Genomic DNA, 23,232 nt, shown 5'->3' with positions numbered 1-23,232 from the left:
GATGTTCACCTTCTCTCGATCCCCCCTAGCCCCCCTTAAAAAGGGGGGAACGCAAAAAAGTCCCCCTTTTTAAGGGGGATTTAGGGGGATCAAACGCAGACGAGGCCAACATTTGAACGTTATGTATAAGCAGTAGCCCACAAGGCGAGGGGCTGCTCAAAACAAGCCCTCTCCCGTGGGAGAGGGTTGGGTGAGGGCAGTTAGGTTAACGCTGCCGCTTGGGGGTGGAGGGGGGTTTCGCTGCTGTTGAGGGCGGCGCTGAGGCGGTTGAGGGCCCCAATATAGGCGCGGGCCGAGGCGACGATAATATCGGTATTCGCCGCATGGCCGGAGAAGGTGCGGCCCTCGTGGCGGAGGCGAATCGTGACTTCACCCATCGCGTCGATCCCTTCGGTGACGGACTTGACGGAATATTCGATCAGGTCGTTGGGAATGTTGACGACGCGGTTAATCGCCTTATAGACCGCATCGACGGGGCCAGTGCCGATCGCGGCATCGGTGAGTTCTTGGCCGCTGGGGGTGCGGAGGGTGACGGTGGCGGTGGGACGGGCGCGATCGCCACAGGAGACTTGCACCAATTCGAGATGGAACAGTTCGGGAACCTGTTGGGTTTCGTCATTGACGATCGCTTCTAAATCGAGATCGCCGATTTCCTTTTTCTTATCGGCCAGATCTTTAAACCGCAAAAATGCCTTATTCAGTTCCGTTTCCGAGAGGTCATAGCCCAAGGTTTGGAGGCGATCGCGGAAGGCATGGCGGCCCGAATGTTTACCGAGCACGATCAAATTCTTCGTTAAGCCGATGGATTCCGCGTCCATGATTTCGTAGGTGAGGCGATGTTTCAGCACCCCATCTTGATGAATCCCCGACTCATGGGCGAAGGCATTGGCCCCGACGATCGCCTTATTCGGCTGCACGAGCATCCCCGTCAAATTCGACACCAGGCGCGAGGTTTTGTAAATCTGCGTCGTGTCGATATTGCACAGGGGCTCGGTGGATTCCGGCGGTCGGCCCAAAAAGGGATTGTAGAAGCCGCGCCGCACATAGAGCGCCATCACCAATTCTTCCAGGGCGGCATTTCCGGCCCGTTCGCCGATGCCGTTGATCGTGCATTCGAGTTGTCGCGCCCCGTTTTGCACCGCTGCGAGGAAGTTCGCCACCGCCAAACCGAGGTCATTATGGCCATGGACGGAAATGATCGCCTGGTCAATGTTGGGGACATTTTCTTTAATGCCGCGAATCAACGCGCCGAACTCTTCGGGGGTGGTGTAGCCGACGGTATCGGGAATGTTAACGGTGGTTGCCCCGGCTGCGATCGCCGCTTCCAAGACTTCATAGAGGAATTCCGGGTCACTGCGTCCGGCATCTTCGGGGGAAAATTCAATATCGTTGATCAGTGATTTCGCATAGCCCACCATTTCCGGCACGATCGCTAAAACATCTTTGCGGCTCTTGCGGAGTTTGTATTCAAGGTGAATGTCCGAGGTGGCGATAAAAGTGTGAATCCGACCGTTGGCGGCGGGTTTGACGGCTTCGGCGGCTTGGCGGATATCTTCTTTTGTGGCCCGCGCTAACCCGCAGATCGTCGGCCCGCCTTCGATGCCCACTTGATCGGCAATTTTCTGCACCGCTTCAAAGTCCCCCAGGCTCGCACGAGGAAAGCCCGCTTCAATGACATCTACACCCAGTCGCGCCAGCGATTTTGCGATCGTCAGCTTTTCGTCCACGTTCAGGGTTGCGCCGGGGGACTGTTCACCATCCCGGAGGGTCGTGTCAAAGATAATAATGCGGTCTTGCTCGTTTGCCATGGATAGTACTTCCTTACTAATTCAAGAGGTCAATGGAAGAATATAGCAGTCTTAAATCCGATCGGGACAACAAGGGGCTTAAGCCCCTTGTTGCTCAAGGCTGAGGGTTTCACACCTCAAAGAGGATTGCTATTGCCCCAAACTTCTAGGTTAACGAAATTTACCCAAGAGCGGAACATTAACCGGCGTTTAGTTACTGTGGGGAATGGTGTGGTGTTCGAGAACGCGGTGAATGGCTTGGGCGCGGCGACGTTGATCGTGGGCGACACAGTCCCAATCGCTGACGGGGCGATTTTCGCGCCGACAAATGCCGATTAAACCGCTGGCATCGATGCGATCGCGCCGTCGAAAGGCCTCCACCCGCGCCCAAACGATCGCAGTTTCCCCGGTTTTCCCCTGAGCACGCGCAGCAGCATATTGAGCGGGAAACTGCACCGAAACCCAAGGACTCGCTTGGTTGTAAAGATCCACGGCATTGATAAACACTTCGATGTGAACGCCCGGATCAAGGCCCGCGTTTTCAAGATCCGCCACGAGTTTCGGCAACCGTTGCTGAACCCGTTCTAAGCATTTTTGGTCGGCACGATGCGCATCGCCGCCGCCCCGCCCTTGGTCGGAGCACCAGCCTTGATTGCGGCGAAAATTGCCCGGATCGGTGTGGCCCCAATAGAGGGAGGTGCGATCGCCCGATACCGTTAAATTCCCTTCCGCATGGCCAATGGCCAACACCCCCACCGCATCCACCGAGGCAAACAGGTCTTCAGTCATCGGGGGCAGGGGTTTAGTGGTGGTGAGCAGTTGATGGAGGGAACCGGGCAAGGCCAGCAGCAGCGTCCGCACCGGGGGCGAGGCAATCACACAGAGCAGCATAATCACCGTCAGGGTTCCCATGGCAATGTGCCAATCTAGGGGGTCACGGGTGGCAGACCAACGGCGCAGAGACCGACGGGGGCGAGGGGGGCGTTTCATCCAGGAGGGGAAGCTGAATTAGGTCGGGGGACTCACGCTTAAAAGTAGCACAGCTTTACTAATTTATCGGGCGAGATTGGGGGCGATCGCAGGGTGGGGAAACGATTGCTATATGATGGCCAACAGCCGAGCTATCGCTGTGAGCCGATGACGCAAGAAGAGCAACTGAGTTTATTCGGAGCCTCCGAACCTGTCCCCGCTGGTGAACCCACCCCAGCGGTTCCGTTTGAGTTAATCCCAACACGGGCAGATCTCCCCATTCCCCCCGGAACCTATGATGATTTGACACAATTGGCGACTCATTGCCGGAGTTGCGATCGCTGCGGCCTCAGTGAACATCGCACCCATGTGGTGGTGAGTCGGGGCAACCCCAACGCCGATATTTTGATCGTCGGGGAAGGCCCGGGCCAACAGGAAGACGAAACCGGCCAGCCCTTTGTCGGTCGTTCCGGTCAATTGCTCGAACAAATTCTCGCCTCGGTCAATCTCAACACGACCGAGGATGTCTACATTGCCAACGTGGTGAAATGCCTAACGGGGGACACCCTGATCGCTACGGAATTGGGCTATCGGCCCCTGGGTTGGATTGTGGAAACGCGCTGGGCGGGGCGGGTGCTAACGGTGGATGAGCAGCGGCAATTGGTGTGGCGGCCCGTGACCCATTGGTATACGTCACCCTTGGCGGGGCGATGGTTGTATCGGGTCAGTTTTGTGGATCAACCCCACGGTTACACTGCCACGGGGGATCATCCGGTGTTGACGCGGCGGGGTTGGGTTCCGGTGGATGAGTTGACGGCGGGCGATCGCGTCGCGACGGGAATCCCCCAACGCCGTCCCGTTTTGGCCGGGCGCAGCAGCGATCGCCCCGAAGCGGATTTTCACGACTATCTCGGCCAACCCACCACCTGGGCCCCGGTCAAAAAAGAACTCCTCACCCCCCAAGCCAGCGACACTCCGGTGTATTGCATTGATGTGGCGGAAACGGCCAACTTTGTCACCCTCGCGGGGGTGGTGCATAACTGCCGTCCCCCCGGCAATCGCACCCCCTTACCGGCGGAAGTGGAAGCCTGTCGCCCCTATCTCCTCGAACAAATTCGCCTTGTTGATCCGAAAATCATCCTCTTTGCCGGGGCTACAGCCATGAAGGCCCTGACGGGGAAAAAAGAAGCGATCACCAAAATTCGCGGTCAATGGTTGGACTGGAACGGCTACGACTGCATGGCCCTGTTTCACCCGGCGTATTTACTGCGGAACCCCTCGCGGGAGAAGGGCAAGCCGAAATGGTTGATGTGGCAGGATATCCAGGCGATTCGGGACAAATACGATGCTCTGCGGGCTGACAATCCGGGCTGAATCATTCGCGATCGCTCTCCACATAAAACGTCACCTGCAACGCCCCATAGCGGCGGCGTAGTTCCGCTTCGAGTTCCCGCACCAGTTCATGGGTGAGGGGTTCGTAGTGGTGGTCAATGATCAGGTGCATTTGGAGATAGACAAACTGACCGACAATGCCCCGCGACCGAATCCGATCGCACCGTTTCACCCCATCCACATTGCGGGCGATCGCCGCCAGCACATCCGGCGCGATCGCCGTCTGTTCCACCAACAGGGGAAATTGCCAGGCGATCACCTGCCACACCCGATCCAACGCCACCAACCACAGAATCAACGCCACGATTAAATCAATCAACGGCTCGCCAAACCACACCCCCCACAGCCCCGCCATCACGAAAAACGACAGCCCCGTTTCAATAAAAAGCTGCTTGGTATTAAAGGCGAGGATCGGGTGATTGAGTTGGCGGGCTTGGTAACCACAGAAACAGGCAAGACCGAGGGGAATGGCGCTGATCATGCCTAACAGTTGCACGAGGGGAATCCCGATCTGGAGGTCAAAGGGGAGGGGTTGACGTTGGGCGATCGCCAGCAGTTGCGGCACAAACATCGACGCAAACAGCACTGTCATCAACGTCAACAGGGCGATCAAGACAAACGTGGCCAAGGTTTCCCGCTGACCATGGCCGTAAATCATCCGCCCATCGGGATGATCGGCATTGACAATCGAGAGCAGGCTAAACAGGGTATTAAAACAAATAATCAAGGTATGGAAGGCTTGCACGATCAAACTCAGCGATCGCACCTCCCAGCCCAGGGAGCCTTTCACCCACACCACCAACACCATCAACCAAAGAATGGCCCCCAAGAGCAACCGAATCTGCCAATCCGACTGAGTCCCCTTCTGCATCATCATTTCATCGCCAGGGTTTCGCGTGCTAGTCTGCCTGCCCACGGTCTTGAGGATCGGGGTCAGTGAGCCAAGGGCCGAAGTCTTCGACAAAGCGATCGCTCAAAATCGAGGTGCGAATCTGTTGGGTAAAGCGCACCAACTCCGTCACATTATGGAGCGAGAGCAAAATATAGGCCAGCATTTCCTTCGCCTTCACCAAATGGTTGAGATAGGCGCGGCTGAAGGTGGTGCAGCAATAACAGGGACAGGTGGGATCAAGGGGGGTGAAGTCTTCGCGGAATTGGGCGTTTTTTAAATTCAGCCGCTCACCCTGCACCATCGCCGTCCCGTGACGACCAAACCTTGTGGGAATCACACAATCAAAAAGGTCAATCCCAGCGGCGATCGCTCGCACCATCTCCCGGTAGGTTCCCATGCCCATCAGATAGCGGGGCTTATGGGCCGGCAAAATCGGGGTCGTCGCTTCCACCACGGGATACATCAATTCTGGCGGTTCCCCCACACTCACCCCACCGATCGCATAGCCCGGCAGATCCAACGCCACCAACTGCTGCGCCGCCTCGATGCGTAAGTCTGGATAAATCCCGCCCTGGACAATACCGAACAGGGCTTGATCCTCCGGACGCTCATGGGCCGCGATCGATCGCTCCAGCCATCGGAACGTCCGCTGCGTCGCCGCCTCCACTGCTTCACGGGTGGCAGGATAGGGCGGGCATTCATCAAAGGCCATAATCACATCCGCCCCCAAGGCGTTTTGGATTTGGATCGACTTTTCGGGGGTGAAGTGAATTTTGCGACCATCACGGGGGGATTGAAACGTGACCCCATCTTCCGTTAACTTGCGCAGCTTACTGAGGCTAAAGACTTGAAATCCGCCCGAATCCGTCAGAATCGGTTGCTGCCACCCCATAAACTGGTGTAGTCCACCGGCCGCCTGCACCAGAGCCTCGCCGGGTTGGAGATGGAGGTGGTAGGTATTCGCCAAGATCATTTGGGCTTGGGTTGCTTCGACCTGGGCGGGGGTTAACCCTTTGATCGTGCCCACAGTTCCCACGGGCATGAATCGCGGCGTTTCGACAATACCGTGGGGGGTCTGAAACGTGGCGGCTCGGGCCTGGGTTTGGGAGCAGGTCGCATCAATGTGAAACTGAAAGGCGCTCGCCACTGGACTACTCATGCGCCTTGGCACAGGCGCGATCGCACCCCTCTAAAACGGACAATCATCATCATCAATCTGAACATCCCACTTCGCCGACAACACTTCACTGAGCATAGCCTCTAGTGCCGCTTCATCCAAGTTTTGGGCGGTTACGTCTTCTTGCAGAGGATTGTTCAAGGGGACTAAACGGAGCAGACGATTGTCTTGGACTAAATCGTAATAGGTTTCGTAGTTGGGCGATTGATGCAGGTGTAAATAATCAAAACTTTGCACATTTAAATAGATGCCATGGTTGGCCACTAACGTTGCTTGCTGAGGGTCTAGAAATACATCGAGCACGACTCCTTCTCCCTCACTTTGAACCTGATGATCGAGGGAGTGGATATAGCTCACTCGGTTTAAAGCCGCAAGTAAGCGACGCATATCGTCTTTATTCACCACAATGCCATTATCGACAATGCAAGGAGCAGGAAAAGAGTGGGGGAGTTGATTATGACTCATGAGAAAACGCCGTTGATGCGGACGGATGCGGTGGAGGAGATGCCAATCAACAATGCCTTGGCAAGGAAACGGTAACGCTTTACCTTGCACAAGCCTTTGACTTGGCAATCACAAACTTTCAATAAAAAGGTAAATGGGTTACTGACGGTTTAAACCCAACGACGACAGGATATTGGGCATCCTGAGTTTAGGTTAAACTATCTACCCTTGGATTAATCTTAACCCAAGATTTTAATTTGTCTCCGTTTTTGTTGGCGATGCCCCTAAATGTAAACCATGACCAAAGATAGACCCGTAAATTTTCGGATTCAGGATGTTCAAAAAATTTTTCTGGTCGTTCAGTAGTGCCCTTGTTTTTTATACACGCCTCCCCTTGCCCCCCCATTGGCCCCTCCGGTTTGAGCGGATTGCTCGCTGGGCTCCGCTGATTGGAATCGGCTTGGGCTGGGGATTAGGGGCGATTGATTGGGGCTTGGCGCAGGGGGGATTGTCGTCGCTGTTGCGGGCGATCGCCCTCGTCCTGCTCTGGGTGTGGTGGACGGGGGGACTGCACCTCGATGGGGCGATGGATACGGCGGATGGCTTGGCGGTGCTCGACCCGGAGCGGCGCTTGGCGGTGATGCGCGACAGTGCGGCGGGGGCCTTTGGGGTGATGGTGGCGATCGCCATTCTCGCCCTCAAAACGGCCGCTTTGATCGAGTTTGCTAACCCCGGTTTTGCGATCGCAGCGGTGGCGGGCTGGGGGCGTTGGGGCCAAGGGGTGGCGATCGCGGCCTATCCCTATCTACGTCCCACGGGGAAAGGTGCAATCCATAAAACTCACCAAAAATTGCCCCAAGATTTACTCTTGGGTCTGATTTGCCTTCTGAGTCTCGCCGCATTGCATATATCTCTGCACAGAGAAAAATACATCATCATTCTCCTCGGCCATGCCTTCCTCGCCGTGCTCACCGTGGGCATTGGCGCTTGGTTGGCGCGGCAGTTTCAGGGTCACACGGGCGACACCTACGGCGCGGTGGTGGAATGGACAGAAGCCTTGGGGTTAGTGGGGTTAACGCTGCTGTGGGCGTGAGGCGTTGGGGATTTGGCATGGGGATCAATTGCGATCGCGCCGACAAAGGAACCCTTCATCCCCCGTTGCTTGATGTCGGAGATAGTCTTTTACCCAATCACAGGCATAGATCAACGGCTCAAGGCGCAAAATTTGGTCTAAGTTCCAGAGGATCGCCGTATCATCATTACTGGCAGACACCAACCACTGACCATCGGGGCTAATCTCGACACGATTAATCCTGTCCCGATGCGCGGTTAGGTGCTGCACGGGTTCCCCCGCCATCGTCCACAATTCAACGGCGCGATCGTTGCCGCCCACGGCGAGGATGTTTCCATCCGGATGCAGTGCGATCGTGTTTAGAGTGGAGCCGGTCTCCCGAAAACTACGGTAGCCCGTATCCGTTAGATCCCAAAGATGAATAAACGGATCGCCTCCCACAGCAGCTAAGGTTTGACCGTCTGCACTAAAGGCCAATGCCGTTAAGGGTTCGGTGGGTTCGGTGAGGGTGGTTTGGAGTTGGCCGTCGGCCGCCCAGAGTTTAACCACATGATCATCGCCGGAGGTGGCTAACCGTTGGCCATCGGGACTAAAGATCACTTGGTTAACGACATTGGTATGGGCGTTGAGGATGGGCGATCGCGCCCCCAGCGCAAAGTAAACCTGCTCATTAAGGCCCAAGGCAAGCTGCTTCCCATCGGGGCTAAATGAGAGATTAACCGTGGGGCGCGGCGTTTCCGGGAGGGCGATCGCTTGGGAAAGTTGGCCGTCCGGTTGCCAGAGGTTCACGGTTCCCCCCACCGCTGCCAGTTGACGACCATCGGGGGCATAGCGCACCGACCACACAGGGATCGGGTCAGTTTGCAACACCGCCAATCGCTTGCCCGTCGGCTGCCATAGTTGTGCTGTGCCATCGGTGCTGGCCGTTGCGATCGCCTCACCTTGAGGATGAAATGTCGCATCCCGGACATTGTCTTGATGTCCCCGCAGCACAGTTAACAAGGGATGCTGCACCTGCCAAAACTTGACCTGGCGCGATTGTCCCGCCGTCGCCAACTGTTCCCCATCCGGACTAAAGGCAACCCCTAAAAGTCCCGTGGCATCCCCAGAGAATCGCGCCCGTTCTTGACCATCGAGCGACCAGAGTTTTACCATGCCATCCTGACTCACGGACGCGAATTGTTGACCATCAGGGCTGAGGGCAAGATCCCAGACGCGGCTAGCATGGGCATCGATTTCACGGCGCACTTGCCATGATCGCCCCGTCGGATCAATCGCCAGAATCATGATCCCCCCGTCATCTAATCCCAGCACTAAGGTTTGACCATCGGGCGTGAGCACTAGCCCATACACCCCTTGTGGAACATTCACGACCGTTGTCCAGTCCCCTTGTGGTGTCCACTGGCGCACCTGACCATCACCATGGCCGCTGAACAGGGTCTGACCATCGGGACTAAACACCAAATCCCACGGCAGTAAAGAGCGTCCCGATGCTAAGGGGAAGGTTTGGGTGCGATCGCCTTCCCGTTGCCAAATCTGTATGTTTCTGAAGGTTCCCATCGCCAAGGTTTGACCATCGGGACTAAACGCCAGGGAAAAGACAGGGAATCGCAACGAAAAGGTTTGCTGTAACTCGCCCGCCAATGACCAGAGTTTGACTGTGCCGTCGAGACTCGCAGAGGCGAAGGTTTTGCCGTCGGGACTGAAGACAAGGCGGCGCACTTTGCTCTCATGGGCGGTGAGGGTGCGAATCAGTTGTCCGGTGCTGCGCCAGATCCGAATCGTTTGGTCTTCACCGCCTGTGACCACATATTGCCCGTCAGGACTAAACGCGATCGCAAACACCGGAGCTTGGTGACCGTTGAGGGTGTTGGTTTGGGTGGTGTTGAAAATGGCTTGCCGGAGGGTGGCATCGGTTTGGGCGGCGAGTTCGGCATTGGGAACCGTGAGCCGCTCGGAGCCTTCGGCGGCCGCGATCGCACTCAAGAGGGCGGGCAATTGTTGCTCTGAGGTGAGCAAACTTTCCGCCGATGCGATCAAGGCTCGAATTTCGCTTTGGCGGGCCTCCTGTTCACTGGCGATCGCCTTGCGATATTGCCAAAAGGCAGCAAGACCGAGGCCAGAGGCGATCGCCAAAGCACCACTAACGATCACGAGCAATAACCGCTGTAATTTTGAATTTTTTTCTTCCTGGATCAGACGTTGATGTTCTTCGGCGAGTTGGGCGGTGATGGCTTGGGCGCGGGCGGCTTCTAAGGCTTGTTCGGTTTCTTGGCGATCGACTTCGACCGATGCCGCGAGATAGAGATAATCGCGATCGCTCAACCGTTTACCCTGGGCCCACTGTTGCGCCTCGTGCAGGGCTTGACCCCGTAATAATCGTGATGAATCTGTTTGTTCAGAAGCGATCCACGCGGCCAAGGTTTGGGAATAGGGACGTAAATTTTGCAGTTGCTCCGTGACCCAATCCGGGTTAAACACGGCCGCATAAATGGGATTTTTGACCTCTAATTTTTCGTTTTGTTGACTAATTAACCCCGCCAGCCGTAATTCAATTTGATCGGGGCTATCATCAAACGCGATTTTTTCCCCTTGGAGGATGTTTTGATAGATTCCGAGTAAACGACCGGCACGGTTTTGATTGCGGAGAATGCGATCGCGGATTGTGCGGAGATGTTCAGGGTTATCGTGGGTTTCCCAATTTTCAAGGATCTGCGTTTTGACTAAATGTGCGATCCAACCCTCACCCCCTTGCTCGTTGGGAGTTCCCTCACCCCCAACCCCTCTCCCGCTGGGCGAGGGGCTTTGATCGATGCTGTGTTCTGTTTTTTGCCAGTCGAGAAACTGCCCATGGTGATCAACGGCGAGTTGACAGAGTTTTTGGGTGAGAAAGGGCTGGCCGTTTGTCCAGGCTAAAATTGCGGTGAGGATGGCTTCAGCTTGCTCTTGATAGGGTTCTAAGCCTTGTAATAAGGGGCGCGATCGCGTCAAGTCAAACCCGGTTAATTCAATGGGAGAGCCAATATTAAAGGGCGTTCGTTGTTGATCCCGAATTAAATCCGCTGGGGTCGTCACGCCAAATAGGGCGAAATGGAGACGATTGTAAGCCGGATTGATCGCCCGCTGGTTGTAACAAAACCGAATCAACGCAAACAGATCATCAACCGGGAAGGACAGACCCAAAATACTGTCAATTTCATCCATAAAAATAAAAACCTGCTGCTCCGGAAAACAGCGCAACACCTCATCTTCTAAAAAGTGACTCAGATTTTGCAACAGCGACACATCCGCCGCCTCACGCCACCAGGTTTTTAATTTCAACTCCCGTTGCAGCCGTAACCCGCGCCACAACTCCATCACAATGCCCTTATACCATTGCGTTGGCGTGGTGTTTTCGCCCCCAATCCGGGTTAAGTCCAAGGTTGTGCAGACATGGCCGGCTTGACTGAGGGTTTGGCGCGATCGCACCAAGAGCGACGACTTGCCCATCTGCCGCGCATTGAACACATAGCAGCATTCCCCCGCCACCAAAGTGTTCAGTAATTGGGCATCAGCGGGACGCTCCACATAACAGGGCGCATCCCCCCGCAAACTTCCTCCTACTTGATAAATCGGTGTCATGGCAACTGGGAATGAACTATCGAAAAGTCTGGATCATCCGCCGCACACACACGATTACGTCCTTTTCGCTTTGCTGCATAGAGAGCAAGATCGGCAACCGTCAGTAAATCTAGCGGGGTGTACTTCGCCTGCGGAATGACGCTGGCAGCACCAAAACTGGCCGTAACAACCTCATGCAGGAGATGATCCACCACCGTTTCTTCCCCTTGAACCGGAATGGCGAGGTTTTGGATTTTTGAGCGCAAATGTTCAGCAAAGGCCACAGCCTGGCTTATATCTGCCCCTGGTAACACAACGGCGAATTCTTCCCCCCCATAGCGAGCCACAAAATAAAACGGGCCGTTCACGGCTTGCTTCAGCACCTGCGCTACCTTCCGGAGCGTGTCATCGCCGGCCACATGGCCAAAGGTGTCGTTGTAGAGCTTGAAATAATCGATATCACAAAGAAGGATTGCGATCGGGTAGCCTTCACAGAGGGCATTTTGCCAATATTTAGCCAGGTGTTGATCGAAGTAGCCCCGGTTAAAGAGTTGGGTGAGGGGATCAAGGTAGGCGAGCTGCCGTAGGGTGAGGTTTTCCTGTTGGAGTTGGTAAAGTTGAGGATCAGGGGGGTCTGATGGGAAGGGCGCGATCGCAGCAGCTTCTGGGATCGCGTCTGGCGCGGACTCAGGCAATAAATAGCGACGGCCATAGAGTTGAAAATAATTGCGATATAGGGCACAACTCACCGTTGCCATCGCCCCTTCTAACCGGATCAAACCCAAACCTTCTAATTGATACGCCAGCACCGGATCAAGCTTGACCGCGTTAGGGCTGTCAAGTAATGCCAACCAAGTCTCTGCTAGGGTAGGATGCTCACTGAAAAATCCCCAATATTGCCGTAAATGGTTGTGGTAAACCCCGCGTTCTGTGGATGCCTCACGCATGAAGTGATGCCAAAAATCTGCGATCGCATCCTGACATTGCCGAGCATGATAAAAGGCCAAATTTAATAACAGGGGATGCCCGGACACGAGGGCATAGAGGGGCACGATCGGCGTTGCTGAGGGGGCGAGTCCATAGTGGGTTGCCAGTTGTTCTACTTGGGCGATCGTAAAATAGGGTAAACGCAACGGCAACCCCACATTAAACGGTGATTGATAACTCACCGTATGCAACGTATAGACTTCCGTGCGATAGGACAGAATTAACCGCACCTGTTGCCAACTATCAGAATACTTGGCTTCTTCATGCCACGAACGGAGCAAGGGTAAAAATTCCTGGGCGATCTGAGGATAATCAAAAATATGCCCCACCTCTTGCAGCCAAATTACCACAGGACAATCCACCGCAGGCAAAAGATAGTCTTCAATATAGTAGGTACAACTAATTTTTGCCCCCACATGCTCATCCCAATACTCTTCTAAATTGGGTGTGGTTTTCAGTAAATAGCTGAGTTGAACGCAAAACCATTTTAAAAACGAATTTTCATCCCGTAACATCTCACGACTAATCCTGCGAAAATCGAGGCGAGCAGTGACATAGCCGTAATCTTTTGCCATTGCAATTAAACGCAAGCAGAGAGATGTTTTTCCCATCCCTTGGGGCGCACGAATACGCAGAACACTGCCCGGTTTCGTCAAGGTCTGGTAAGCCTGTTCTTCTATTGGAGGACGGGACACATAGAGAGGGGAATCTGGTGGTAGTGGGCCACTGGGATAATCTAGACGTGGATCAGATGCCTCTATCATAGGAAACCGTGCAAATGACATGCGGTGTTATTTGGCAGTGGCAATACTTGAATCGTTTCGTCAGACTGAAGAGCTGAAACGTATGGGCATACTGAAGCCGTGTTATCTGAGAACTGTAGCATTTTTTTCCTAGGCCGGGCAAATTCACGAATTGAATAAAAATTCAATCAACAATGTCCTCAAAACAACGTTGTCAAACGTGAGTGAGATGATGAGCATCAAAAAATCATCATCTATGGCAATCCTATTTGATTCATGAACAGGCAAGGGGCTTAAGCCCCTTGTTGATGAGGAGATAAGATCTCCGATTGATTTAGGATCGCTCTTAGTACAGGACAAAAGTGGAAATGGGAAATGTACGACAAAATCTGAAGTTTGAAGGGGGTGGGAGCATCCTGCTCCCTATTTTGTCTAAATCCCAACGGGTTTGTCTAAATCCCAACGGGTTTGTCTAAATCCCAACGGGCAAGATGCCCGCACGACAGAGGATGGAGTTTGATGGAGTCGGTTGGGGTTCGCGATGACTCGACCCAACCGACGAAATGATCAGGGTTTCAGCCTAAACCTGATTTTTTGTCCTGTACTCAGAGGATCGCTATAGAAAAAACGTTGTTGATCGTGATCACTTGGATTTCTGAGGAATTGGATTGAGGGCAACGGGAGAAGGGCTGCGGTGGGGCAATCAGGAGAAAAACGGAGCAAACTTGCCATGTTTGCACCTTGGTTGGTGATGTTGCGGTGCGATGTTGTCATTCAGTCTTAAATCAATCGCCAAGGAGGATTGTTCGGATGCGATCGCGCCAGGTTTTTTTCGGTTTGGGGTGCGATCGCTGTTCCTGAAATGTGACTGTTGGGGGGGGTAAAATGCCCTGTTGGGTTAAATGATGTTGCTGCCAACGTAATCCGATCAACGTGGCAACATAGACCATATAGCCCGGCTCTTCCATCTGGGTAAAAATCAACCCAAACATCAACGGACAGAACAACAAAAAGCGCGATAAATCATCAAAACAAAGGTACTTCCACACCACCCACCAAATATACAAAAACGCAAATAATCCCAACCAACCCACATCCCCCCAAATCCCCGCCCAGCCAAAAAACGGGCTAAACATACTCGATTGATCCCCCAGCCAACTCTGCCCCGCCGCTACCCACGTTTCTTGACTCGCAGGATGGACTGTTGAGCCTAACGGTGATAACAGACTTTCATAGGCCGCTAGCATCCAGCCCCCCAAACGCCCCACACTATGCCCCGGCCCAATCCCGAGCCAAGGATGCCACCAATCGGTGTGATAGCCGGAAACAATTCTAATCGCCGCTGTTTTTAACAGTGTTGCTTCACCGTTGGGGCCGTAAATTTCCGGTCGCATCCAGGTGTTAAAGGCCCGAAATGCTTCTAGATTTTGCATGCACCACCAAAATCCCGACCCCAGCAGTACCCCACCCATGATGAATTTAATGGCTTCGAGCAGATTATTGAATTTGGTGAGCAGTAGGCAGCCTCCTGCCATCCCCAAGGATAAAAGGACTTGTTTTGCATCGGCCATATTCATATGCCAAAAGGTTAAGGCCATGACCAACGCCCTGCCCCACAGGGGGATTTTTTTGGCATCGATACAGTAGTAAATCCCAAAGGTGAGGGCAACGGAAGCCCCCACCACATGACCCGCTCCTCCTCCAACAAAAACGCCTTTAATGTTGTCTTCTAGTCCGGGTTTATGGTGGAGTTGAAAGACATAGTGCTGGGCATAGGCGAAGAGGGTATTGATGGCGGCGCAGCCGACGAGAAAGGCACGGAGTGTGTAGAATTTTGCTGCGGTTAAGGGGAGACAAATGAGGGTGAGGAGGAAGAGAAAATGCTCGCCAAAAAACAAAAAGTTCATCACTGCGTTGATGATGCCCGCATCGTTAAGCAGCGCACTACAAAAGTTAACCCAGAGAAAGAGCAGGATGGCAATGAGGAGATGATAGGTGATTTTAATCTGGGTGCGGTTTTTAACCCGTGCTTTGCGGAGGGCGAGGAAGCAAACGAGGGGAATGATGCCCAAGTGGGCGAGGTTGACCACGGAGGGGAATTTGATCAGGGTTAAGGCGCGAACGAGAAAGGCGGAGCTAAAGGATAGGGCAACGAGGGGTATTAGGGGAATGTAAACGCTGCCTTCTGGTTTGGAGAAGCGTGATTGTGGAATGTATCCCATGGAACGGCGGGTGATGAGGTCGTGGGAGGAACGTTAGAGGGGGTCAGGTGGGGCGGGTGATGTCCGCAAGCGTGGGAGGTGGTGCGATTAGGGGTCGTGCGATCGCCCTCGATTCTCTGGCTATACCTTAACGAATGGCGGGGGCAGCGGCGAGGACTTGGCGGTAGATGTCCATGAGGCGGGCATAGTTTTGGGGGGCGGTGTATTTGGTTTCGTATTCGTGGCGCACGGTGTGGCGCATGGCGGCGAGTTTTTCCGGCTGTTGGAGGACGGATTGAACGACGCGGGCGAGGTCTTGGGGGTCACCGGGTTGAAAGTGGAAGCCGGTGTGGTTGTGGGTGACGAGTTCTGCGATCGCGCCAATCTTAGCCGCAATCACGGGGGTTCCTTTGGCAAAGGCTTCGACGGCAACGCGCCCAAAGGTTTCGTACCACTGGGACGGAAAGACTAAAAACCGGGCTTCTCCCATCAGGTGATGGACTTCTGGCATGGCTTTACGCCCTAACCATTCCACGGCGGGGTTGGTGGCGGCGATCGCTTTCACCTGCTCCGCCAGCGGGCCATCGCCGACAATTTTCAACGGGATCGGAGTTTGCAACTGTTGCCAAGCTGTCAGCAACGTATCCAGCCCCTTTTCCACCGACAGCCGCCCCACAAAAAGGGCGTACCCCCCAGCACCACTGCCCACCCCCGGATCAGGATGGACAAAATTCGGCTTTGTGACAATTTTGTCCGGGGGAAATCCCCCTTCAATAAACTTTTGCCGAGCAAATTCGGTGAGGGTGATGTAGAGGGAAACTTGTTTTGACCATGTTTTCAAGGCACGATGGGCCACCAACATACTCGCGGTAACGGTGGTGGCGAGGCGACTTTCACGATAGCAGGCATGGATAATACCGGGATAGGGGATCGGTTTGTGGAGACAATCTTCACAGACACGACCTTCACGAAAAAAGAGGCCATTGGGGCAGAGCAGGCGGTAGTTTCGTAGGGTTTGAACGATGGGGATTTTTAACGATTGAGCCGCGTAGTAAATGGAGGGGGAAATGATGGGGAAAAAGTTTTGAACGTGGATTAAGTCGGGGTGATGGGTGGTGATGTAGTGTTGAATTTCGCGATAACTTTGGCGCGACCAAATTGTTTTTTGCGAAATTTTGAAACCACTTAAATGTTTGATCTCATCGTTGTGTTTTTTATAGACCCCGACGGTATGATTCATTTCTCGTAGCATATTTTCTTCGGCTTCACTGGAAACATCTTCTCCTCCGCGTACTTGGTAGTAGTTGTGAACCGAAAGGATATGCATTGTAAATGACTCCACATTTTAACGATTAAGTCGGGTTTATTGAACCACCGGTTTGCAGCCCCAGTGGGCCAGGCCAAGGGCGAGCCAGTAGGACAGACTCAAGAGGATCAACCACCCTCCGAAACGAACGAGGGAGACTTGCCACAGGTTGAGGCTGAGTTCTGCGAAGAGGGGGCGTGCTAGCACTGAAAAAAGTTTATTCCCAATGCCATTAATACAGTAAATGCCGAGGCTATACCGGGAGAGTTGGCGGATGAGGGTGACGGCCCAGGGGGGGAGGGAATGGGGGGTGAGGTTGAGGCAACAGAGGAGAAGCAGCAGGGGACTGAGGCTGGCGGTGATCAGGGCGTATTCAAAGGGGTAGAGGTTGGCAAAGCCGGGTTGGGTGAGGAGGTAGAATTCTAGGCTGGCGGCGATCGCATACCCTAACAGCCCTGCAATTTTAATCTGTGGCGTGAGGCGACGAGACCAGGTGAGCAGTTGATCCCAATGGGTGTAGCAGAAATGGCCGAGGCCGAGGTAAAGCAGCCAATAGAGGATCAGGGGGCGTTGGAGGGTGGAGAGAACCGTTAGAACCTGGGCAGAGGCGGGATGGGTTTGTGTCCAGAGGAGGCCGTGAATACCGATAAAGATCAGCCCTTGCAGGAGGGCGAGGCTGGGGAGGGTGAGAGGATGCCGGCAGAGGGGACGCAGGAGGGGATAGAGGAGGGTGAGTTGCAGGAGGATGATTAGGTAGTCGGAGCCGATGAAGATCGTGCCGGTGAGGGTTTCTTGGGCAATGTCGCGGCGGGTGTTGTCGGTGGCGATCGCTTCAAGGAAGATTGCGATCGCAAACCAAAACCCCACAGGCTTCAACAGCCGCCCGATTCGGGATTTAAGGTGCTCCAGGGGGGAACGGTGGGGCACGGAGCGCAGGCGGTGTTCAAAGAGGATAAACGAGAGGGTGAGGAACATCGGCAAACAAAAGCGAAGGGGCGCGATCAGAATCAATTCCGAGACGGCGACGGCTCCGTAGGCGTTGATCGGGACAAAGAGGGCATGGTAGTAAACAACCGCGCTGATGCTGATCGCACGGAGCAGGTCAATGCTGAAGTGGCGATCGCCAGTTTGCCATGCTTGGGGTAGAGAAGAGGTCATGGTGCAACGGCTACGAGATCATGAATTACGACGGGGACGGGGTGCGATCGCCCAACGCATAGCGTGTCACACGAGCCAAAAAATCCCCCGCTGCCGCCGGGTCATACTGTGCCATATAGTCCTGCGCCTGTTGCCCGATCTGCTGCCGGGCCATCGGATTTTTGATCAATTGCTCCATCAACTGCGCCAATTGGGTCGGATTGCGCGGATCAAACCCATAGCCGGTCACGCCATCTTCAATCAATTCCACCGCCCCCGCCTGCCGAGAACAGAGCACCGGCTTACCCAACACCATCGCTTCCGACACCACCACGCCCCAGGTATCTTCGAGGGTCGGTAACACAAACACATCCGCCTGCCGGAAAAAAGCCCCCACTTCGTCGTAGGTCACTTTCCCCACCCATTGCACCAACTCGCTTAATCCTTCGGCATCACAGCGGGCCATCAGTTCCGCCCGTTGCGGCCCATCCCCCACCACTAACAGCCGAAACCCGGTGATCTGTCTCGCTTTCAGTTGACCGCAGGCATCGAGGAGAAAGTTTAAGCCTTTGCGGGGGTCAACACTACCGACAAAGAGAAAAACGGGACGGGTGAGGGTTGACCAATCCAAGGGGTGCTTGGTGGTGCTGGCGGCGAGGGCTTGGGCGTTGGGGACTTCGTAGGGTTGGTTGAAGACTTTGGCGGGGTCGGCGTTGAGGGTGTCGAGGAGGTAGCGGCGGCCGGCTTGACTGTTGGTGATGCAGGCATCGGCGAGGCGCACCATTTGCCGCCGGACGGTGAGGCGCACGGGGGAATGGAGATAGTCTACGCCGGGGGAACTGCCTTCGTAGGCGATGACTAAACGCCAACGGCCCAGGGGTTTAAAGAGCAGCGCGAGAATAGTCCAAATCCCGAAGGAGTTTGAGAAAATGACGTGGGGTTTGTAGGCGAAAAGGTATTTAACGATGCTGGGGGAGAGGGCAGTGTAGTTGGAGCCGTAGCTTTCGGTGGATTTTTGCAGGGCGACAATTTTGCGATCGCCCACCACTTCGACGCTTAATTTATCCTCATAGCCATAGGCATATCCCCGCCACCACGCCGTAAAAATCTTCAGTTGAGGAAACTGGCGGCTTAATTCGTAAAGGGACGGATGCCAGTAGAAAAAGGCAGAATTGAGCAGCCAGGCGACGCGGGTTAGTTTGGGATTCAGGGTCATGGTGTTGGTGTCACAGCAATCACTGGCAAAAAAGGCGCGAACACTCGGCTTGACCCCTAGGGGATGGGCCGATCACGATTTTTCATTTCAGTATAATGTGCTGGCCGGTGGGGAGCACGCCCCGATGCATTACCAATAGATTGAGGGCTGGCGATAGATCCCTATCCGGCTACTGCTGATCCACAATCCAAGGTGTGAGTCTGGAGTGGGTATGAGTGAGCCAGAGGCTCACACTACTCTTCCTGGAATCCTCTGTCGTGCGAGCTTCTAGCTCGCTGTCCTGATCAAGAGGGGCATTAAATTCAGGCGAGGTCAACATTGGACTGTTATGTATCAGCTAGTCGCTATCCGGAGACTCGCAGGTTACTAAGCGGCATGGGGTCGTGCGCGATTAAGCGATCGCCGTCTCCGGTTCCACCATCGGTTGATCCTGCAACGCGGGCCGCCAACAAACATACAACAGCGGGCCAAACAGAGGAACCAACGCCACCGCCCAAAATACCGCTCGATTCTCCAGACCCCGCCGCGCCATATCATCCCCTAGCAACGCCGTAATCAAGCCCGACAGCATCAGAAAATCCAAACTCATCACATGGATAAAGCGGGAAGTCTGCCATTGGGTGACAAAATCTCCCCAATCCCCGGCGGTGATGCCCCAAACGACGAGAGCCACCGATCCCGCCAGGAGACCCACCCCCAGCCAGCGCGAATCATGAAGCCGTAACCACCAGCCCACCGGCCCGGAAAAGCTCGGATTGGGCCGACGCAGGGCTAAATAGGGCAAAATCGCAAACGCTCCCCCCACAAAGCCCCCCACCGCAAACAGTGCCGCCGGCAGCCGTTGCCCCCGGCCATCACTGTACAGAAACATCAGGTAAATGAAGGGCCAGATGCCCATCAAGTTAAACAGCGCAAGGATCAACGGATTGATGCCGTCCCATGCACCGGTGCTCAAGTTCACAATTAAATCCAAAGTCTCCGGCTGATCGGGGGGTGCGATCGCGATCGCATACCCTAAAAACGCCACCCACAGTAAGCCAAACCCGAAACGAAACCGCAGCATCAGCGAATTATCCTGAATCAATGAAGAGCCAATTGTTCAGTCAAGACTCAACAATTGGCTTCCATTTTAGAAGGGGAATTCTAGCAAAGCAAGGGATTTTGAGGCGGGACTCGTCCCCACCCAGGCGATCGCTTAGGCCGATGTCGATTGGCTAAAAACCAGGCGATCGCCCTCGGCATCCACATGAATTGTGTCACCGAGATTATATTGACCCCGGAGAATTTCTTTTGCGATCGCTGTTTCTAAATACCGCTGCACCGCCCGCTTTAACGGTCGCGCCCCATAGACTGGGTCATAGCCCTTATCAGCAAGATAATCCAGCGCCGTTTCGGACAAATTGAGAGCTAATTTTTGCTCACCCAAGCGTTGATTGAGTCGCTCAATTTGCAGCGTCACAATTTTGCGTAGTTGGGACTTCATCAAGTTCCGGAAAATAATGATTTCATCAATCCGGTTTAAGAATTCCGGGCGAAAACTTGACCGCATCGCATCCATCACCCGACCGCGCATTGATTCATACTGAGCATCGGATTCATCAAAGGCAAAATCTAAGATAAATTGCGACCCAATATTACTGGTCATGATGATAATCGTGTTGCGAAAATCCACCGTTCGCCCCTGGGAATCCGTCAGCCGCCCATCATCTAAGATCTGCAACATGACATTAAACACATCGGCATGGGCCTTCTCAATTTCATCAAACAAAATCACCGAATAGGGACGACGGCGAATCGCCTCGGTGAGTTGCCCGCCTTGCTCATAGCCCACATAGCCCGGAGGCGCACCCATCAACCGCGAAACACTATGTTTCTCCATATATTCCGACATATCAATCCGCACCATCGCATCGGTCGTATCAAATAAATTGTGAGCCAATGCCTTCGCTAGTTCTGTTTTACCCACCCCCGTCGGGCCGAGGAAAATAAAGCTAGCAATGGGGCGATGGGGATCGGCCAAACCAGCCCGCGATCGCTGAATCGCATCCGCTACTGCCGTCACCGCCTCATCCTGACCCACAACCCGCTCATGGAGTTCCGCTTCTAAATTCAGCAGTTTTTGCTTTTCCGATTCCACCAATTTACTAACGGGAATTCCGGTCCATTTGGAAATGATTTCCGCAATATCTGACTCTAAAACCTCTTCGCGCAGCAAGGATTTACCCGTGGTTTGAATTTCCGTTAGTTTTTGCTCCACATCTTTCGCTTGCCGCTGTAAATCGGTCAGCTTGCCATATTGTAATTCCGCCGCCCGTTCATAATCATAGTTCCGCTGGGCTTGTTGGATTTCAACACTGACCTGATCAATGGTTTCTTTGATTGTTTGGAGTTGATCAATCACCGATTTTTCGGAATTCCATTGGGCATTTAAACGGGCTTGTTCTTCTTTAAAGTTTGCCAGTTCTTTATCGAGATTTCCTAAGCGTTCCTGTGACAGTTGATCCGCTTCCTTTTGGAGGGAAAGTTTTTCCATTTCCAACTGCAACACCCTACGATCCACCTCATCGAGTTCTTCCGGCTTTGAGGTGATTTCCATTTTCAACTTTGCAGCGGATTCATCCACCAAATCGATCGCCTTATCGGGGAGGAAGCGATCGCTAATATAACGATTCGATAAGGTTACCGCTGCCACTAGGGCATTATCGGCAATTTTGACCCCATGATGCACCTCGTACCGCTCTTTTAAACCCCGCAAAATTGAAATGGTATCCACTTCGCTCGGTTCATTGACCATCACCGCTTGAAAGCGTCGTTCAAGGGCGGCATCTTTTTCAATATATTGACGGTATTCATCTAAGGTTGTCGCCCCAATACAGCGCAATTCCCCCCGCGCCAACATCGGTTTCAAAAGGTTACCCGCATCCATTGCGCCTTGAGTGGCACCTGCCCCCACGACGGTATGAATTTCATCAATAAACAGGACGATTTGGCCGTTAGATTCGGTCACTTCTTTCAAGACCGCTTTGAGGCGTTCTTCAAATTCCCCCCGATATTTCGCCCCGGCAATGAGCGCCCCCATATCTAAGGCCACCACCTGGCGATCCTTCAAGGAATCCGGCACATCTCGATTCACAATCCGTTGGGCGAGACCTTCTGCGATCGCCGTTTTTCCCACCCCCGGCTCACCAATTAATACCGGATTATTCTTCGTTCGCCGCGAGAGAATTTGAATCGTGCGGCGAATTTCATCATCCCGACCAATTACCGGATCGAGCTTCCCTGCCCGTGCCAATGCCGTCAGTTCTCGCCCATATTTTTCTAAGGATTCGTACTTCCCTTCCGGGTTTTGATCAGTCACGCTTTGATTACCTCGAATACGTTTAATAATTTCAGTCAGTTTCGCTTCATTCAAGCCAAACTCTTGGAGTAACTGCCGCCCAAAGCGATCGTCTTTGGCATAGCCTAAAACTAAATGCTCAACGGAAATGTAGTCATCTCCAAAACTTTTACGATACTGTTCTGCTCGATCGAGTAATGTATCTAAACTCCGGCCAAGATAAACCGAATCACTCACTTGATTCAATTTGGGCTGATTCTTGATAAATGTCGAGGTGCGATCGTTGAGGTGTTGTAAACTCACCCCCGCCTTTGTAAATATGCTAATCGCGAGACTATTATCATCAAGCAAAGCCTTGAAAAGGTGCTCACTTTCCAATTGCTGCTGATAACTTTGCTTCACAATTTCCGGCGTTTTTACAATCGCAGCCCATGCTTTTTCGGTAAATTGATTGGGGTTTGTTGGTTGCATTGTCAGTCCCTCTCCTCTGATCCGGCGTTTCACAGCAGAACTCACGCTTGGCTCTCTCATTCTGACTGTTCTTCCCGTCATTGTAAAAGCTGGCGCGACATTCCTGATTCGGGATACTACCCCCACAGGAGTAGGGGTTTTGCGGTGTAAAATAGTGCTGCGATCGCGATAGAAAGCCCCCTCAACTGAGGGGGCTTTCTAATTCAGTTATTCAACTTAGCTTAGTAGCTCGTGAATTAACCGTTGATGGCAGGAGCGGTCAAAGCCACAGGTGCAGATTCAGCAGATGCCAAGTCTAACGGGAAGTTGTGGGCGTTGCGTTCGTGCATCACTTCAAAACCGAGGTTGGCGCGGTTCAGGATGTCCGCCCAGGTGTTGATGACGCGACCTTGGCTGTCAAGAACCGACTGGTTGAAGTTGAACCCGTTCAGGTTGAATGCCATCGTGGACACACCCAGAGCGGTGAACCAAATCCCAATCACGGGCCAAGCACCTAAGAAG

The 23,232-nt window shown here is 53.7% G+C and carries 15 protein-coding genes and 2 pseudogenes; 3 read left to right on the top strand and 14 right to left on the bottom strand.

Annotated elements, in window-relative coordinates; translation table 11 throughout:
* Positions 1–200: 200 nt before the first annotated feature.
* A complete protein-coding gene (locus PN477_RS18020; protein WP_272116457.1) occupies positions 201–1,808 on the bottom strand; it encodes a 2-isopropylmalate synthase in 1,608 nt (535 codons plus the stop codon).
* Positions 1,809–1,997: 189 nt separating this feature from the next.
* The gene (locus PN477_RS18015) at positions 1,998–2,777 is read right to left on the bottom strand and encodes a hypothetical protein (protein WP_272116459.1); all 780 of its coding nucleotides are present in this window, start codon (positions 2,775–2,777) and stop codon (positions 1,998–2,000) included.
* A gap of 147 nt (positions 2,778–2,924) precedes the next feature.
* Here PN477_RS18015 and PN477_RS20960 point away from each other — a divergent pair.
* Both PN477_RS20960 and PN477_RS18010 read left to right on the top strand, forming a co-directional pair.
* A pseudogene (locus PN477_RS20960) lies at positions 2,925–3,302 on the top strand (uracil-DNA glycosylase); the annotation flags it as partial.
* Positions 3,297–4,130 (top strand): uracil-DNA glycosylase, encoded by an 834-nt coding sequence (locus tag PN477_RS18010; protein WP_417158854.1) that lies wholly within the window; start codon positions 3,297–3,299, stop codon positions 4,128–4,130. The pseudogene PN477_RS20960 and the gene PN477_RS18010, both read left to right, overlap by 6 nt.
* Before the next feature lies 1 nt (position 4,131).
* On the opposite strand, the gene PN477_RS18005 is transcribed toward PN477_RS18010, so the two are convergent.
* Genes PN477_RS18005 through PN477_RS17995 form a run of 3 tightly spaced genes read right to left on the bottom strand, consistent with a single transcriptional unit; the run spans position 4,132 to position 6,682 of the window.
* Positions 4,132–5,025, bottom strand: coding sequence for a cation diffusion facilitator family transporter (locus PN477_RS18005; RefSeq protein ID WP_272116463.1), 894 nt, complete (start codon positions 5,023–5,025; stop codon positions 4,132–4,134).
* Positions 5,026–5,047: 22 nt separating this feature from the next.
* Positions 5,048–6,199 (bottom strand): tRNA guanosine(34) transglycosylase Tgt, encoded by a 1,152-nt coding sequence (tgt, locus tag PN477_RS18000; RefSeq protein WP_272116465.1) that lies wholly within the window; start codon positions 6,197–6,199, stop codon positions 5,048–5,050.
* A gap of 30 nt (positions 6,200–6,229) precedes the next feature.
* Positions 6,230–6,682, bottom strand: a complete 453-nt coding sequence (locus PN477_RS17995) for a hypothetical protein (protein WP_417158853.1) — start codon at positions 6,680–6,682, stop codon at positions 6,230–6,232.
* Between the two features lie 313 nt (positions 6,683–6,995).
* Here PN477_RS17995 and cobS point away from each other — a divergent pair, with 313 nt between their 5' ends.
* Complete coding sequence (cobS, locus tag PN477_RS17990) at positions 6,996–7,754, top strand: adenosylcobinamide-GDP ribazoletransferase (RefSeq protein WP_272116469.1); 759 nt, start codon at positions 6,996–6,998, stop codon at positions 7,752–7,754.
* 24 nt (positions 7,755–7,778) lie between these two features.
* Here the strand turns inward: cobS and PN477_RS17985 are convergent, their stop codons facing one another.
* The 9 genes and pseudogenes from PN477_RS17985 to PN477_RS17945 form a co-directional block, all read right to left on the bottom strand.
* A complete protein-coding gene (locus PN477_RS17985) occupies positions 7,779–11,354 on the bottom strand; it encodes an AAA-like domain-containing protein (protein WP_272116471.1) in 3,576 nt (1,191 codons plus the stop codon).
* Positions 11,351–13,084 carry an AAA-like domain-containing protein gene (locus tag PN477_RS17980; RefSeq protein WP_272116473.1) on the bottom strand — a complete coding sequence of 578 codons (1,734 nt, stop codon included), beginning with the start codon at positions 13,082–13,084 and terminating at the stop codon, positions 11,351–11,353. The genes PN477_RS17985 and PN477_RS17980 overlap by 4 nt, the downstream gene beginning before the upstream one ends.
* 764 nt (positions 13,085–13,848) lie before the next feature.
* Entirely contained in the window at positions 13,849–15,285 is a 1,437-nt protein-coding gene (locus PN477_RS17975) for a hypothetical protein (RefSeq protein ID WP_272116474.1), read from the bottom strand.
* A gap of 127 nt (positions 15,286–15,412) precedes the next feature.
* Positions 15,413–16,591 (bottom strand): glycosyltransferase, encoded by a 1,179-nt coding sequence (locus PN477_RS17970; protein WP_272116476.1) that lies wholly within the window; start codon positions 16,589–16,591, stop codon positions 15,413–15,415.
* Positions 16,592–16,627: 36 nt separating this feature from the next.
* Positions 16,628–17,728 (bottom strand): acyltransferase family protein, encoded by a 1,101-nt coding sequence (locus PN477_RS17965; protein WP_272116478.1) that lies wholly within the window; start codon positions 17,726–17,728, stop codon positions 16,628–16,630.
* Between the two features lie 25 nt (positions 17,729–17,753).
* Positions 17,754–18,923: a glycosyltransferase family 4 protein gene (locus PN477_RS17960; protein ID WP_272116480.1), complete on the bottom strand. Its 1,170-nt coding sequence runs from the start codon at positions 18,921–18,923 to the stop codon at positions 17,754–17,756.
* Between the two features lie 391 nt (positions 18,924–19,314).
* Positions 19,315–19,986 (bottom strand): hypothetical protein, encoded by a 672-nt coding sequence (locus PN477_RS17955; protein ID WP_272116482.1) that lies wholly within the window; start codon positions 19,984–19,986, stop codon positions 19,315–19,317.
* Positions 19,987–20,118: 132 nt separating this feature from the next.
* On the bottom strand, positions 20,119–22,731 hold the full coding sequence (gene clpB / locus PN477_RS17950; RefSeq protein ID WP_272116484.1) for an ATP-dependent chaperone ClpB: 2,613 nt from the start codon (positions 22,729–22,731) through the stop codon (positions 20,119–20,121).
* A gap of 236 nt (positions 22,732–22,967) precedes the next feature.
* Positions 22,968–23,232 (bottom strand): annotated as a pseudogene (locus tag PN477_RS17945) (photosystem II q(b) protein); the annotation flags it as partial.

The sequence above is a fragment of the Spirulina subsalsa CS-330 genome, assembly GCF_028330765.1.
Taxonomy (GTDB): Bacteria; Cyanobacteriota; Cyanobacteriia; order Cyanobacteriales; family Spirulinaceae; genus Spirulina; species Spirulina subsalsa_A.
Note: the sequence above shows the minus strand (reverse complement) of the source record. Positions and strands in the feature narration are given on the sequence as shown.

Excerpts from the sequence above, each read along its gene's own strand:
- PN477_RS18020 (WP_272116457.1), bottom strand. The coding sequence starts at position 1,808 with ATGGCAAACGAGCAAGACCGCATTATTATCTTTGACACGACCCTCCGG.
- PN477_RS18015 (WP_272116459.1), bottom strand. The coding sequence starts at position 2,777 with ATGAAACGCCCCCCTCGCCCCCGTCGGTCTCTGCGCCGTTGGTCTGCC.
- PN477_RS18005 (WP_272116463.1), bottom strand. The coding sequence starts at position 5,025 with ATGATGATGCAGAAGGGGACTCAGTCGGATTGGCAGATTCGGTTGCTC.
- tgt (WP_272116465.1), bottom strand. The coding sequence starts at position 6,199 with ATGAGTAGTCCAGTGGCGAGCGCCTTTCAGTTTCACATTGATGCGACC.
- PN477_RS17995 (WP_417158853.1), bottom strand. The coding sequence starts at position 6,682 with ATGAGTCATAATCAACTCCCCCACTCTTTTCCTGCTCCTTGCATTGTC.
- cobS (WP_272116469.1), top strand. The coding sequence starts at position 6,996 with ATGTTCAAAAAATTTTTCTGGTCGTTCAGTAGTGCCCTTGTTTTTTAT.
- PN477_RS17985 (WP_272116471.1), bottom strand. The coding sequence starts at position 11,354 with ATGACACCGATTTATCAAGTAGGAGGAAGTTTGCGGGGGGATGCGCCC.
- PN477_RS17980 (WP_272116473.1), bottom strand. The coding sequence starts at position 13,084 with ATGATAGAGGCATCTGATCCACGTCTAGATTATCCCAGTGGCCCACTA.
- PN477_RS17975 (WP_272116474.1), bottom strand. The coding sequence starts at position 15,285 with ATGGGATACATTCCACAATCACGCTTCTCCAAACCAGAAGGCAGCGTT.
- PN477_RS17970 (WP_272116476.1), bottom strand. The coding sequence starts at position 16,591 with ATGCATATCCTTTCGGTTCACAACTACTACCAAGTACGCGGAGGAGAA.
- PN477_RS17965 (WP_272116478.1), bottom strand. The coding sequence starts at position 17,728 with ATGACCTCTTCTCTACCCCAAGCATGGCAAACTGGCGATCGCCACTTC.
- PN477_RS17960 (WP_272116480.1), bottom strand. The coding sequence starts at position 18,923 with ATGACCCTGAATCCCAAACTAACCCGCGTCGCCTGGCTGCTCAATTCT.
- PN477_RS17955 (WP_272116482.1), bottom strand. The coding sequence starts at position 19,986 with ATGCTGCGGTTTCGTTTCGGGTTTGGCTTACTGTGGGTGGCGTTTTTA.
- clpB (WP_272116484.1), bottom strand. The coding sequence starts at position 22,731 with ATGCAACCAACAAACCCCAATCAATTTACCGAAAAAGCATGGGCTGCG.